The organism is Luteolibacter sp. Y139 (assembly GCF_038066715.1).
Taxonomy (GTDB): Bacteria; Verrucomicrobiota; Verrucomicrobiia; order Verrucomicrobiales; family Akkermansiaceae; genus Haloferula; species Haloferula soli.
In genome coordinates this window covers 489,266-503,183 of the sequence record NZ_JBBUKT010000002.1, presented here as the reverse complement: position 1 = coordinate 503,183, position 13,918 = coordinate 489,266, and the positions used below count along the sequence as shown (strand labels likewise).

Genomic DNA, 13,918 nt, shown 5'->3' with positions numbered 1-13,918 from the left:
ATTGTGTCATGCTTTGTAAGGCCCGTGGCCTACCTCGAAATCCGCGACCTGCAGACCCACTTCAAAAAGCGCACCGGCTCGGTCTTTTCCTCGAGCGTTGAAACGATCCGCGCGGTGGACGGGGTGAATCTCTCGATCGAAAAGGGCGAGATCCTCGGGTTGGTCGGCGAGTCCGGTTGCGGAAAATCCACACTTTCCCGCACGGTCATGCAGCTTCTGCGGCCGACCGCGGGCTCCATCATCCTCAACGGTGAGGATCTCGCGCAGTTGGCGCCGTCCGAGGTCCGCAAGCGCCGCTTGGATTTCCAGATGGTCTTCCAAGACCCCTACGCCTCGCTGAATCCCCGGATGACCGTTTTTTCAACGCTCGCCGAGGCCATCAGGCAGCGACATCCCGGCGTCGGCGGGGCCGAACTCTCGGCCCGCGTGGCCAAGCTGATGGAAACCGTGGGCCTCGACCCGCGCTTCCAAAAGAAATACCCGCACGAATTCTCCGGCGGCCAGCGCCAGCGCATCGCCATTGCCCGGGCCCTCGCGCCGGAGCCGAAGCTGGTGATCGCGGATGAGCCGGTGTCAGCGCTCGACGTGTCGATCCAGTCGCAGATCCTGAATCTTCTCAAGAAGCTGCGGTCCGAACTGGGGCTCACGATGATCTTCATCACCCACGACCTCGGCGTGGTGCGCTATCTGGCGGACCGGATCGTCGTGATGTACAAGGGGAAAATCGTAGAGGAGGGCGAGGCGGATGCCCTGTTCGCCAATCCGCAGAACGCCTACACAAAGAAGCTCTTGGCAGCGATTCCAAAGCTGGCAGCGACGGCGTAGGAAACGCCACTAGGTTTGGCGCTGTTACGAAAGTAGTATATCTACCGGGAGGTTTCCCTTGCCCGGACTCGCTGCCCGGCCAGACTTCCGGGCATGGATCCTTTCCTCCTCAAAACGCTACATATTGCGGCTGCCCTCGGGGTCTTCGCTGGTGTCGGAGCCATCGTGACCGCGGCGGATGACAAGAGCCGCAAGCTGGGCGGAATGCTGCACGGCATTTTCCTCCTCGTGCTTCTGCTGATGGGCTTCGCCATGCTGAGAAAGCCGCCGATGGACCAGCACTGGTGGCAAGCCAAGCTGGCAATCTGGCTGGTGATCGGCGCCGCTCCCGCCTTGGCGAAGCGGAAAGTCCTGCCGCCCGCGGCGATCCTGGGTATCTGCGTCGTACTGGGAGCCGGAGCCGCTTATCTGGCCATGGCCAAACCGTTCTAATCCTCCCGATTCGCTTTTTTCACTCCTGATCCTGCGGCTCGGGGAGTCTCCCCTTGCATCACCACAGCACGAATTCTAAGCCTGTCGCGCGCCGGTCTCAAAACCACCGCCTCATGAACGCCTCCGCCTGCTCGTTCCCGATTGTCTGCCGCGTTTGGAAATCTTCCATCGGCCGGAAACTCATCGTCGCCCTGACCGGCCTCGTGCTCGTCCTCTTCCTCGCCGGTCACTTGGCGGGCAACCTGGTGGTGTTCCTGGGTCCGAAGCCCTTCAACGACTACGCGGAATTCCTCCACCACTTCCTCCACGGAGCCGGCGTGTGGGGTGCCCGACTCGGCCTCCTCGCCGCAGTCGCCCTCCATATCGCCGCCACGGTGTCCCTGACGGCCGAAAACAAGGCCGCCCGCACCGCCTACGCCAAGGAGACGAACATTCAGGCCAGCACCTCCGGCCGCATCATGATCTGGAGTGGCATCACGATCCTCGCGTTCGTGATCTACCACCTGATGCACTTCACCCTGCACCTCGGGAATGCCTACGGTGGCTATCAGGATGAACTCGGTCGCCATGATGCTTGGAAGATGGTCATTGATGGCTTCTCGGTCTGGTATGTCTCGGCCTTCTACATCCTCGCGATGACCCTGCTCTGCTCGCACCTCAGCCACGGCGTCGGCGCGATGTTCCAGACCCTCGGCCTCCGCTCCAAGAAGTCAGCGCCGCTCGTCACCGCGATCTCGAAAGGCTACGCGCTCTTTATCTGGCTCGGCTTCATCTCGATCCCCGTCGCCATCAACTTCTTCGGATTCGGCCGCTGATTTCTCCGCCTCGCCTCCCTCATCCTTTTCCCGTCATGGCTCTCGACAGCAAAATCCCGTCCGGTCCGATCGATCAGAAGTGGTCCAAGCACAAGATGGACTCCAAGCTGATCAATCCGGCGAACAAGCGGAAGTTCACCATTCTCGTCGTCGGTTCCGGCCTTGCCGGCGGTGCCGCCGCTGCCACGCTCGCCGAGCTTGGCTACAAGGTGAAGTGCTTCTGCTATCAGGATAGCCCGCGCCGCGCCCACTCGATCGCCGCACAGGGCGGGATCAATGCCGCGAAGAACTACCAGAACGACGGCGACTCGGTGCAGCGCCTCTTCTACGACACGGTGAAGGGCGGCGATTTCCGCGCTCGTGAGGCCAATGTTCACCGCCTCGCCGAGGTGTCCGTGAACATCATCGACCAATGCGTTGCCCAGGGTGTTCCCTTCGCCCGCGAATACGGCGGCCTGCTCGACAACCGCTCCTTCGGTGGCGCGCAAGTTTCCCGAACCTTCTACGCCCGCGGTCAGACCGGACAGCAGCTGCTCATCGGTTGCTATCAGGCGCTGGAGAAGGAAATCCACAAGGGCGGCGTGACGATGTATCCCCGCACCGAGATGCTGGATGTGGTCCTCGTCGACGGCCACGCCAAGGGCATCGTGGTCCGTGACATGGTGACCGGTAAGATCAGCTCCCACGCTGGCGACGCCGTCATTCTCGCCACCGGTGGCTACGGCAATGTCTTCTTCCTCTCGACCAATGCAATGGGCTGCAACGTCACTGCTGCCTGGCGTGCAGCAAAGCGTGGTGCCCTCTTCGCCAATCCCTGCTATACGCAGATCCACCCGACCTGCATCCCGGTCAGCGGCGACTACCAGTCGAAGCTCACCCTGATGTCCGAGTCGCTGCGCAACGACGGCCGTGTCTGGGCACCGAAGACCCGCGAAATCGCCGCAAAAATCCGCGAGGGCAAGCTCGTTCCTTCCGACGTCGCCGAAGACGACCGCGACTACTATCTTGAGCGCAAGTATCCATCCTTCGGCAACCTCGCCCCGCGCGACATTTCCTCGCGCGCTGCGAAGGAAGCCTGCGATGACGGTCGCGGCATCGCCAAGACCGGCCTCGGCGTCTATCTCGACTTCCGTGACGCCACCGCGCGTCTCGGTGAGGACACCATCCGCGCGCGCTACGGCAACCTGTTCCAGATGTACGACAAGATCGCCGGACAGGATCCCTACAAGCAGCCGATGATGATCTATCCCGCGGTGCACTACACCATGGGCGGCCTCTGGGTGGACTATAATCTGATGTCGAACGTCCCCGGCCTGCACGTGCTGGGTGAAGCGAATTTCTCCGATCACGGCGCGAACCGCCTCGGTGCCTCTGCTCTCATGCAGGGCTTGGCCGATGGCTACTTCGTCATTCCCGCGACCATCGCGAATTACCTCGCGACGCAGAAGCCGGGGACGATCAAGCCCGATCAGGCCGAGTTCAAGGAAGTCGAGGCCCAGGTCACCCAGCGCACCAACAAGCTGCTTTCCATCAATGGCAAGCGCACCGTGGACAGCTTCCACAAGGAACTCGGCGGCGTCATGTGGGAAAAGTGCGGCATGGCCCGCTCCCGCGAAGGCCTCACCGAGGCCATCGCCAAGATCCCGCAAATCCGCGAGGAGTTCTGGAATAACGTCCGCATCCCCGGCTCCGGCGCCCAGGCGAACATGGAACTGGAGAAGGCCGGCCGCGTCGCCGACTTCCTCGAGTTCGGCGAGATGATGTGCTACGACGCCCGCGACCGCGAGGAAAGCTGCGGCGGCCACTTCCGCACCGAGCATCAGTTCACGGAAGCCGACCCCGAAGTCCAGGCCGGCAAAACCCAGCCCGGCGAAGCCAAGCGCCACGACGACAAGTTCTGCCACGTCTCCGCGTGGGAGTACAAGGGCAACGGCGTCGAGCCTGAGCTGCACAAGGAGCCACTGACCTTCGAGGCGGTGCATCTCTCGATCCGCAGCTACGCGTAAGGAGTGTCGACCTCCTGTCGACACGGCGTGGGCGGAATGCCCACGCCTTTTTTCCTTATGCCTTGAGCCACTCCGAAGCGCGCTTGGCGTAGTAGGTGAGGATCATGTCCGCGCCTGCTCGCTTGATGCCCATCAGGCTCTCCAGCGCGACAGCCTTGCCATCGACCCAGCCCGCAGCAGCAGCACTCTCAATCATGAGATACTCGCCGCTGACCTGATAGGCAGCCACGGGTAGCGTAGTGCTTTCACGCACTCGGGCGATGATGTCGAGATACGGACCGGCCGGTTTCACCATGACCATGTCCGCGCCCTCAGCTTCATCCAGCATCACCTCACGGATCGCCTCGCGGGCATTGCCGCAGTCCATCTGGTAGGTCTTCTTGTCGCCCTCCTTCGGCGCGGAATCGAGCGCACCACGGAACGGACCGTAGAAGGCCGAGGCATACTTCGCCGAGTAGCTGAGAATCGAAACCTGGTCGAAGCCGTCCGCATCCAGCGCCGAGCGCAGGGCGGCAACCCGGCCATCCATCATGTCGCTGGGCGAGACGATATCGGCTCCCGCCCGGGCGTGGCAGAGAGCTTGTTGGCAGAGAATCTCCACGGTCTCGTCATTGAGAATCTGCAGCTCGCCCCGTTCGTCGCGCTGCACCACGCCGTCGTGGCCGTCCGAATTGTAGGGATCGAGCGCCACGTCCGTGATCACGCAGAGCGTCGGGTGCGCCGCCTTAAGCGCGCGGATCGCTCGCGGGACCAGACCGTCATCGTTGTGACATTCCTCGGCCAGTGGGGTCTTGAGGCCCTCCTCGATCTTCGGAAACAGCACCACCGCCGGGACGCCCAGCGCATGCGCTTCCCCCGCCTCCTTCACCAATCCCTCCAGCGACCAGCGCGTCACGCCCGGCATCGAGGCGATGGGCGTGTTCACTGCGTCCTCATGGAGGAACAGCGGCAGGATGAAGTCCGCCGGGGTGAGAACATTCTCGCGAACCAGCGAGCGGATCGCCGGGGTGCGACGGTTGCGGCGAGGACGGATGTGCATCGTGGTGCGTCGGTAAAGGTGGTCGGGCGAACCCGCCCCATGTTTCCCGCCCCTGCCGGACTTGCAAAGGGCATTTCGCGCCCGGACACTGGCCATCTCACTGCGGGCGTGCTCTCTTCCGCCGCCCGCCGGGCCCGATGCTCCTCTATCTCCACATTCCCTTCTGCCACCGGGTCTGCCCGTATTGCTCGTTTTACAAGCACACGCCGGGCGACACGCCCATCGGCGCGTTCGTTGATTCGTTGTTAGATGAAGCCCGAGGAAGGATCGCCAGCTTGGAGGAAAAGCCGCGCACGCTCTACCTCGGCGGCGGGACGCCCTCCATGCTCTCCCCCACCCATCTCCGGAAGCTCTTCGGGGGGCTGGGCGAAATCCTGGACCTCCGGTCGCTAGATGAAGTGACCATGGAGGCGAATCCCGCCACCTTCGATGTGGCGAAGGCGCGACTTTTCCGCGAGCTAGGAGTGACCCGCGTCTCGCTCGGCATCCAGTCATTCGCGCCGCACGTGTTGGAAACACTCGGACGTGAGCACGATCCTGCGCAGGCCTCAGAGTCGGTGAAGGTGCTCCGCGAAGCAGGGATGCCCGCCGTGAATATCGACCTGATGTTCTCCATCCCCGGCCTCTCCCATGACGACTGGCGGCGGACCGTGGAAACCGCGATCTCCCTGAAGCCGGACCATATTTCCGCCTACAATCTCACCTACGAGGAAGACACCGCCTTCTTCGAGGGCTTGAAGCGTGGCGACATGGACGCCGACGAGGATCGCGACGCCACGCAGTTCTTCCTCGCCCACGATCTGCTGAGCGCTGCTGGCTTCGAGCATTACGAGACTTCAAACTACGCCCAGCCGGGTTTCCACTCCTCGCATAATCGCGGCTATTGGCGCGGCGAAGACTACCTTGGCCTCGGCCCCTCAGCCGTTTCGACACTGGGCGGAATCCGGACGAAGAACCTCTCCGATACTGCGGGCTACGTTCGCATGATCAGCTCACTCGGCAATGCCGTGGTGGAAAGCGAATCGCTGGATGCTGAACAACGCCGCTTGGAACGCATCGCGCTGATGCTGCGCACCGTGGAAGGCGTGCCGCTGAAGTTGGTAGACAACGCGGCGGTCGAGCGTCTGTTAGATCACGGTCTGGCGGAGGTGCGCGGCGATTCCTTGGTGTTGACCCGCGAGGGCTCACCCCTCGTGGATCCCATCGCCGGTGAGCTGGCATAGGCGCCAAGCCCCGGGAAGCCCTAGCAGCTAGCGTTCCGGAGCTGGCGCAGGTTCCGGTGTCCCCGAAGGTGCCGGCACAGGGGGCGGGGCCGAATTCCCCGCAGGCGTTGGCGCAGGATTGGGAGTCGGCGGTGTAAGGTCAGGCAAAAGATTCTCCCAGCGATACAGTTCCACCCCTTCACCCAGCCCTCCGCAATCCTTCAGCAGTTCCTCGCAGCGAGTGCGCCATTTCTCATAGTCCGGCGGACCCTTGGCCTCGTCGCGGGATCCCGGAAACACCAGATACGTCACCGTGAGATCGGACTCAGGCCGGCTGTAGGATGAGGACCGGGCATTGATCTGCTTCGCGATCCTCAACGAAGCCTCCCCCACCTTGAAGGTCGGACCACCGTCGCCCACAATTGCCGGGTAGAGCTTCTCCCCGTGCACCACCACGGCGTAATCGCCCACCTTCGGCGAGAACGGCTCCCGCCCGGAAAGGAGGGAGGTAGGGATGACGATGAACGGGTCATACTCCGCGATCAGGAAGCTGCGCGCCTTCATATCGTCGATACCCCGCTTGAGCTCGGCAATCCGGGTGCGCAGCCAGGCCTTGCGGTCGGCGGCGGTCGAAGAACCGGCGAGCTCCTTGTTGGCATTCGCGATCCGCCTTTCGAAGCCTGCGATCATCGGGTTCGCCGTGGTCGTCTTCTTCGGCCAGCCGTAGCTCGTGTAGGGCTGGTAGTTGGGGGAATTGACAATCTCATCCGGCATCGTCGGCAGCCGGTCGCCATCGGAGCCATCGGAGACCACATCCATTTCTGCCTGGAGCAGGAAGATCTTTCGTCCGCTCTGCGGATGCGTCAGATTGAGCATCGTCTCGCAGTCGTAGTAGTTGTGCTTGGTCAGGAGTTCGTTGAGCTTCGTGGCGTCCTCCCGAAGGCTTCGCGTCTTCCGATCATAAAGATCATAGAACCAACGGGAAACTTCTGATTTTTCCATCATTCCCGGAAGCCCGGGCAGGAGCTTGGAGAGATGCGGATTGACGGTCTGCAGTTGCTCCAGCGTCTTCGAGGGCTCGGGCACGCGGATGGTGAGCTTGTATTCGGCAGTGTAGGAGTTGTCGTCCTTGCGCTCGATCGAAGCGATGCCGCCTTTGTCGACCTTCACCTCGGACTTGAAGGGAATGCCGGAGCGCAGCGTGCGGACATCGCCACCATTCTGCGCGGTGTGGGCGGAGAGCGGGGCCTCCGGAGCATTGGCTCGACGCTCGGCGTCCTCTGCCTGCTTCTTCAGGCTGGCGAGGTCCCGTTGATAATTCGCTTCCAGCTCTTCCATCTGCTGGCGGTGCTTGGCCTCCACATCGCGGATACGGTCCTGGGTATCATCCACCTTGTTCTCCACCACGGTCGCGGGCGGCGGCGGTGACTGGACCAAATGCTTCACGCCGCGGAGGATCTTCTGGCCGGGCGGCGTGAACGGAAGAATCGCACCGGCGACCACGATGATGAACGCCGACGCCCGCAGCCACGGAAAGCCCCCCTTCGACGGTGGGCGGCGCAGGCCTTCGATGTGATTCGGATCGCCGGAACTCATGGCCGGATACTACGAGCGGCCGGCGCAAACTTCCAAGCGGAGACAGGGCAAAAAGAAACTGACTCCAAATCAAGTCAATGCCGCCAAGCTCGCCGCGGCGACCGCTTGTCCGTGGCGCTTGGTCTTTTCGTCCGGCACCACCAGCTGGATGCTCAGCTGGGGAAACTCCGTGGCCAGCACCTTCTCGGCTTCCTCGATGATGATCGAACCGCCCTCACCCGAGGTCACACGGCCAAGGATCAGCAGGCTGCCGATCTCATAAAAGTCCGCATAGTGCGCGATGGCATACCCGAAGCAGGTGCCGATCGTCTGATAGATCTTCCGCGCCCGGTCATCCCCCGCCTTCATCGCCGTCTGCACCTCCACGAGTTGCTCGGGAAAAGGCATGGTTCCGAAGTCAAAGCCAGCAGCCTTGGCGAGCCGAGCCACACCCTGCTGCGAAAAGAATTGCACGCCGCAACCTTCATCGCCGCTCCACTCGTCGCGCGGACCATTTTCACGATAGTCCACCGGCGCGAAAGCGAGCTCATTCAGCCACGGGCGGATCGAGCCGCCGGGATCCACATAGCCGGCTGCCTCGCTGGTGCCCATGGCCACGCCCAGCACGGCATTCTGTTGGAGTGCCATCGAGCCGGCGAGCGCGGTGACCTCGCCGTCGTTCACGACCTCGAAAGGAATACCACTCCACCGATCCTTCAGCTCCAGGAACATACCCTTGATCCGGCTCTCGAAGTCCGCCTCGCTCACGCCCCGGAATAGCGAAGCGGCGCGCACCTCATTGTTCACATACACGCCAGCCGAGCTGCCACCGATCGCATCCACCCGCGGCAGATGCGCGGCGGCGCGTTGCAGCGAGTCCTGCACGCCCTCGATGTGATACGCCGGGTCGCTCTGGAAATAGGGATCCCAAACGATCTCCTCTGAGAAAACCACCTCGCCATCGATCACCGCGGCGCATTTCCGGTCCGAGCCACCGAGGTCGAAGCCGATGCGGCAACCATCCAGATGACGGCCCAGAGCCATCGCGTCGCCGCACTCGGAGGGTAAATCAGCCACCTCCACCGCGGTAAAACTCAGCGGCTCACCGAAGATCTTCGTGCCGATGAAAGCCCAGTCGAACTCACGTGCCCCACCCGGCCCATAGATCTCCTCCAGTGCGGGCACCAGCTCCGGCGCACCGGCGATCAGCACGCGGCTGCCACCCTTCTGCCAGAGCAGGAATTTCAGCACGCGCTCGATGTAGCGCAGCGTCAGCGGGACGTTTTCCGGAGTATTTGCCAGCACCGGCGAGGACCAACGGAAGGCCGTCCCATCCTGACGGACCAGCGCGAGCTCCAGCATCCGTCCACCAGCGGCCATCTCACGGTAAGCACGGTTCCAGAGGACGGCGGGCAGGAAGTCCGGATCGAGCACCGGAACGCAGGAGACGGGCAATTCAGAAAGGCGGGGTGCGGTAACCGTCATGGATAACTGAGATAGAGCGGCAAATGGAGGCCGAAGAAAATGAGGTAATGCGCAGGGCGTCCCCGGTTTTGCGCATTACCCCTTTAATTCTCTAGGGTGCACCTACTTCAGGACCGCGGCATGGAATTCCTGCCAGTCGTCCAAGTTGTTGATACTCACCGCGTCTTTCGGTGCATTGACGTCGTCTGGCAGGCCATTCGCGGCCATGACCTTCTTCCGCGTCTCATCCGAGTGGATGTAACCGAGAATGGAGGAATTGAGCGCCTTGATCGTGGCGGCATCAAGCTTCGCGCCCGGCTGAGCCTTCACCCAGGCTTCGAACTGCGGGTAGGTGGGACGCTCGCTGGAGATGTAGGAAATCACGGCCTCGCGCTCGAGGCCCAGCCCATCGATGACCATCTGGTCGTAGCCCTTGCCCGCTCCAGGGTAGCCATCGGCCAGCATGCCGCGGGCCTCAAGCGACACCTTGAGCCAAAGCCGGGGCAGGTGGAGCACGCCAAGCGGACCGGCGGTGCCGGTGCTAATGAGAGGAACGTATGTCATAGTCTGATAAGAAAAGCCACGCTGCCCGCTTTCGTCAAATGGTCGCTTGTCCGGACCACTCGCTTGCACTTGCCAGATTCACGACTTCATTCCGTATCCTCCACCCCATGCGCCCGTTGCTCCTGCTTGCCGCCCTCGCCCTGGCCCCCGCGCTTTTCGCCGCGGACAAGCCGAATATCCTGTTCCTCTTCTCCGATGACCATGCTCTGAATGCCATCTCCGCCTACGGCGGCCCGCTGAAGGACCTGGCACCCACGCCGAACATCGACCGCATCGCGAAGGACGGCGTGGTCTTCACCCGCTCCTACTGCGGGAATTCGATCTGCGGCCCTTCCCGCGCCACCATCCTCACCGGCAAGCACAGCCATATCAATGGCTTCCCTGACAATGACGGTTCCCGCTTCGATGGCAGCCAGACGACCTTCCCCAAGCTCCTTCAGAAAGCCGGCTACCAAACCTCGATCATCGGAAAGTGGCACCTCGCCACCGACCCGACTGGCTTCGACCACTGGGACATCCTTCCCGAGCAAGGGAACTACTATAACCCCGACTTCATCAGTCCCGAGGGCCGGAAGCATGAAGAAGGCTACTGCACCGACATCATCACCGACAAGGCGATCGCCTGGTTGGAGAGCCGGGACAAGTCAAAGCCCTTCGTGCTGATGTGCCAGAACAAGGCTCCGCATCGCAATTGGATGCCTGCCCTCCGGCACATGGAGCTTTACAAGGAGGTCAGCTTCCCCGAGCCCGCCACGCTTTTCGACAATTACGAGGGGCGTAGTAGCACCCTCAAGGAGCAGCAGATGATGGTCGCCAAAAACCTCTCCTGGGGTGCCGACATGAAGTTCAAGGGCGAGAACCAGTATCCTGACTTCTTCACCAGCGAGAGCCCCAACGGCGAATACCGCCGCATGACCGACGAGCAGAAGCAAGCTTGGGACGAGGTGCGCGACCCGGAAAACGAGGCCTTCCTCGCCGACATGAAGGCTGGCAAGCTCAAGCCCGACGACGTCACCCGCTGGAAATACCAGCGTTATGTGAAGGACTACCTGCGCTGCGTCCGCGCCGTGGATGAAAACGTCGGTCGCGTGCTCGACTACCTGGACAAGACCGGTCTCGCGAAGAACACGCTGGTGATCTATTCGTCCGACCAAGGGTTCTACCTCGGCGAGCACGGCTGGTTCGACAAGCGCTGGATGTTTGAGGAAAGCCTTTCGATGCCCTTCATCGCCCGCTGGCCCGGCGTCGTGAAGCCCGGCACCCGCAATCAGACACTGATCCAGAATATTGACTACGCCCCGACCTTCCTCGAAGCCGCCGGCGTCCCCATCCCCGCCGGCATCCAGGGCAAGAGCCTGCTGCCCGTGCTGAAGGGCGAGACGCCGGCCGATTGGCGGAAAGCGATCTACTATTTCTATAGTGGCGAGCGCACCCACCACGTCGCCCCGCACGACGGCGTCCGCACCGACCGCTACAAGCTGATGTATTTCCCCTCCACCAAGGAGTGGAACCTCTTCGATCTCGAAAAGGATCCGCAGGAACTGAAATCCGTCCACGACGATCCCGCCTACGCGACCGTGCTGGAGGAGATGAAGAAGACCTACGAGCAGGAGCGCCGCGACTACCACGTGAGCCCATCGACCATCCCGGCCACCCGCTTCAACGAGAACTGGTGGAAACCCCGCCACGAGAACAAGGTGAAGCTCGCCAAGGAAGGCGGCCACGACCTCGTCTTCATCGGCGATTCCATCACCCAGGGCTGGGAAGGCAAAGGCAAGGAAGCCTGGGACAAATACTACGGCAACCGGAAAGCCCTCAACCTCGGCTTCTCCGGGGATCGCACCGAGCACGTCCTGTGGCGCCTGATGAATGGCGAACTGGAGAACGTGGATCCCAAGCTCTTCGTCCTGATGATCGGCACCAATAACACCGGCCACCGCCAGGACCCGCCGGAGCAGACCGCCGACGGCATCAAGCTGATCCTCGACCTCCTTCAGGACCGCAAGCCGAACGCCAAAATCCTCCTTCTCTCCATTTTCCCGCGCGCCCCGAAACCGGAAGACGGCCTTCGCCAGCTCAATGAACAGATCAATGCCCGTATCAAGAACTTCGCGGACGGCGACCGCATCCAATACCTCGATATGAGCGACGCCTTCCTCGACGGCGACAACGTCCTCGCCAAGGAAATCATGCCCGACTACCTCCACCCGAACGACGTGGGCTACGAAATCTGGGCCAAGGTGATGGAAAGCCACATCGCGAAGCTGACAGGCACCCCGGAGGTGAAGTAGTTAGGCAGGCGTGAAAGCCATCGCCATCACGCAAAAACTCCCGCTCGATCACCCGGACTGCTTTGTCGAAATCGACCTCCCCGATCCCGTCCCAGGTCCGCGTGACCTGCTGGTGCGGGTCAAGGGCGTGGCCGTCAACCCGGTGGACTACAAGCAGCGGCAGGCCCGCAAGCAGGAGGAAACCGAGCCGCGCATCCTCGGCTGGGACGCCGCAGGCATCGTCGAGGCCGTGGGTGATGAGGTGAAGCACTTCCGCCGGGGCGATCAGGTCTACTACGCAGGGGACGTCACCCGCCCCGGCTGCAATGCCGAACTCCAAGTGGTGGACGAGCGTCTTGCTGCCAAGAAACCGGCTTCGCTGGACTTCGCCGCCGCTGCCGCTCTGCCGCTGACCGCGATCACCGCTTGGGAGTGCTTCTTCGAACGCCTCGGCCTGTCCGCGGGCGACCTGAAAGAAGGCAAGGGCAAGCACCTCCTCATTATCGGCGGTGCGGGCGGCGTCGGTTCCATCGGCATCCAGATCGCCACCGCTCTCACCGGCTACACGGTCATCGCCACCGCCTCACGGCCGGAGACCGTCGAATGGTGCCGACGGATGGGCGCGCATCGCGTGATCGACCACTCGATCGACTGGACTGCTGAGCTCGACAAACGCGGCATCGCTGCCGTCGACTACATCGCCTGTTTCTCCGACACCACCGGCCACTGGGCGAACATGGCCAAAGCCATTATCCCCCAGGGCAAGATCACCGCCATTGTCGAGTCGCCCACCGTGCCGGACATCGGCCTCATGAAGCCGAAGAGCGTGACCTTCTCGTGGGAGTTCATGTTCACCCGCTCCATGTTCCAGACGCCGGACATGATCGCGCAGCACGATCTGTTGAAGGAGGTGGCCACACTTGTCGACGCGGGCCGTATCTTCAGCACGATGAAAGAAAACGGCGGCATCCTCACGCCCGCATCCCTCGCGCAGGCCCATCTTGATCTTGAGGCCGGCAAGATGATCGGCAAGCGGGCGTTCGACACCGGGTGGTAAGATGGATCTCGCGCGTGACGGATACGATCTGATCAGCTCCGACCTCGGGGAGGATCTGTTAGAACAGTTGCGAGGTGAAGCCTTCACCGACGGCGCAGCCGGTATGCGCTGCCTCCTCGATTTGGCAGCCGTGGGACTCGCCGCACTTGCCCTGAAGCAGCAGTTGGTCTCCGGGAATATTCTCCCCTCGTCCGCCGTGGCCATTCAGGCCATCGCCTTCGATAAAACTCCAGGCACAAATTGGAAAGTCGCCTGGCATCAGGATCTAATGTTCCCCTTCGCCGACAAGGTCTCCTCGCCCGGCTACGATCTCGCATCATGCAAGTCCGGCGTTCATTACGCCCGTCCGCCGCTCGACGTGCTGGAGGAACTTCTCGCGGCGCGGCTTCACCTCGATGACTGCGGGGAAGCCAATGGTCCGTTGAGAATCAGCGCAGGAACTCACCGGCTGGGTTTCATTCCATCCTCCGAGACGGCGACTCATGCCGCCGCCAACGGCGAGGTTCCCTGCCTTGCCTTGACCAGGGAGGTGCTACTCATGCGACCGCTCTTGCTCCACGCCTCTTCCCAAGCCAGTGCCCCAGCTCATCGGCGCGTCCTGCATATCGTCTATCACTCCGGCCGGAAGTTGCCGGAACGATGGTTCCGGAGCGTTTGACCGTGATCTGG

12 protein-coding genes are annotated in these 13,918 nt (G+C 62.3%); 8 read left to right on the top strand and 4 right to left on the bottom strand.

Annotation, left to right across the window (positions count from 1 at the left end; translation table 11 throughout):
* The first annotated feature begins 24 nt into the window (after positions 1-24).
* The 4 genes from WKV53_RS07020 (at position 25) to WKV53_RS07005 (ending at position 4,078) form a co-directional block, all read left to right on the top strand.
* The gene (locus tag WKV53_RS07020; protein WP_341403695.1) at positions 25-825 is read left to right on the top strand and encodes an ATP-binding cassette domain-containing protein; all 801 of its coding nucleotides are present in this window, start codon (positions 25-27) and stop codon (positions 823-825) included.
* Between the two features lie 93 nt (positions 826-918).
* Positions 919-1,257, top strand: a complete 339-nt coding sequence (locus tag WKV53_RS07015; RefSeq protein WP_341403694.1) for a hypothetical protein — start codon at positions 919-921, stop codon at positions 1,255-1,257.
* Positions 1,258-1,370: 113 nt separating this feature from the next.
* Positions 1,371-2,072: a succinate dehydrogenase cytochrome b subunit gene (locus WKV53_RS07010; protein ID WP_341403692.1), complete on the top strand. Its 702-nt coding sequence runs from the start codon at positions 1,371-1,373 to the stop codon at positions 2,070-2,072.
* 35 nt (positions 2,073-2,107) lie between these two features.
* Positions 2,108-4,078, top strand: a complete 1,971-nt coding sequence (locus WKV53_RS07005; RefSeq protein WP_341403691.1) for a fumarate reductase/succinate dehydrogenase flavoprotein subunit — start codon at positions 2,108-2,110, stop codon at positions 4,076-4,078.
* A 55-nt stretch (positions 4,079-4,133) separates the two neighbouring features.
* On the opposite strand, the gene hemB is transcribed toward WKV53_RS07005, so the two are convergent.
* Positions 4,134-5,117, bottom strand: a complete 984-nt coding sequence (gene hemB, locus WKV53_RS07000) for a porphobilinogen synthase (protein ID WP_341403689.1) — start codon at positions 5,115-5,117, stop codon at positions 4,134-4,136.
* A 137-nt stretch (positions 5,118-5,254) separates the two neighbouring features.
* Here hemB and hemW point away from each other — a divergent pair, with 137 nt between their 5' ends.
* A complete protein-coding gene (gene hemW / locus WKV53_RS06995) occupies positions 5,255-6,340 on the top strand; it encodes a radical SAM family heme chaperone HemW (RefSeq protein ID WP_341403687.1) in 1,086 nt (361 codons plus the stop codon).
* Between the two features lie 27 nt (positions 6,341-6,367).
* Here the strand turns inward: hemW and WKV53_RS06990 are convergent, their stop codons facing one another.
* From WKV53_RS06990 to WKV53_RS06980, 3 genes are all read right to left on the bottom strand, one after another.
* On the bottom strand, positions 6,368-7,915 hold the full coding sequence (locus WKV53_RS06990) for a glycoside hydrolase family 75 protein (protein WP_341403685.1): 1,548 nt from the start codon (positions 7,913-7,915) through the stop codon (positions 6,368-6,370).
* Between the two features lie 69 nt (positions 7,916-7,984).
* Positions 7,985-9,379, bottom strand: a complete 1,395-nt coding sequence (locus WKV53_RS06985) for an ROK family protein (RefSeq protein WP_341403683.1) — start codon at positions 9,377-9,379, stop codon at positions 7,985-7,987.
* Positions 9,380-9,481: 102 nt separating this feature from the next.
* Complete coding sequence (locus WKV53_RS06980) at positions 9,482-9,922, bottom strand: DUF5069 domain-containing protein (RefSeq protein WP_341403681.1); 441 nt, start codon at positions 9,920-9,922, stop codon at positions 9,482-9,484.
* A gap of 107 nt (positions 9,923-10,029) precedes the next feature.
* Between WKV53_RS06980 and WKV53_RS06975 the strand changes: the two genes are divergently transcribed.
* From WKV53_RS06975 to WKV53_RS06965, 3 genes are read left to right on the top strand one after another with little or no spacing between them, the layout of a single operon-like run.
* Positions 10,030-12,213, top strand: coding sequence for a sulfatase/phosphatase domain-containing protein (locus WKV53_RS06975; protein WP_341403679.1), 2,184 nt, complete (start codon positions 10,030-10,032; stop codon positions 12,211-12,213).
* A gap of 10 nt (positions 12,214-12,223) precedes the next feature.
* Positions 12,224-13,249, top strand: a complete 1,026-nt coding sequence (locus WKV53_RS06970; protein ID WP_341403678.1) for a zinc-binding alcohol dehydrogenase family protein — start codon at positions 12,224-12,226, stop codon at positions 13,247-13,249.
* A gap of 1 nt (position 13,250) precedes the next feature.
* The gene (locus WKV53_RS06965; RefSeq protein ID WP_341403677.1) at positions 13,251-13,907 is read left to right on the top strand and encodes a phytanoyl-CoA dioxygenase family protein; all 657 of its coding nucleotides are present in this window, start codon (positions 13,251-13,253) and stop codon (positions 13,905-13,907) included.
* Positions 13,908-13,918: the final 11 nt, after the last annotated feature.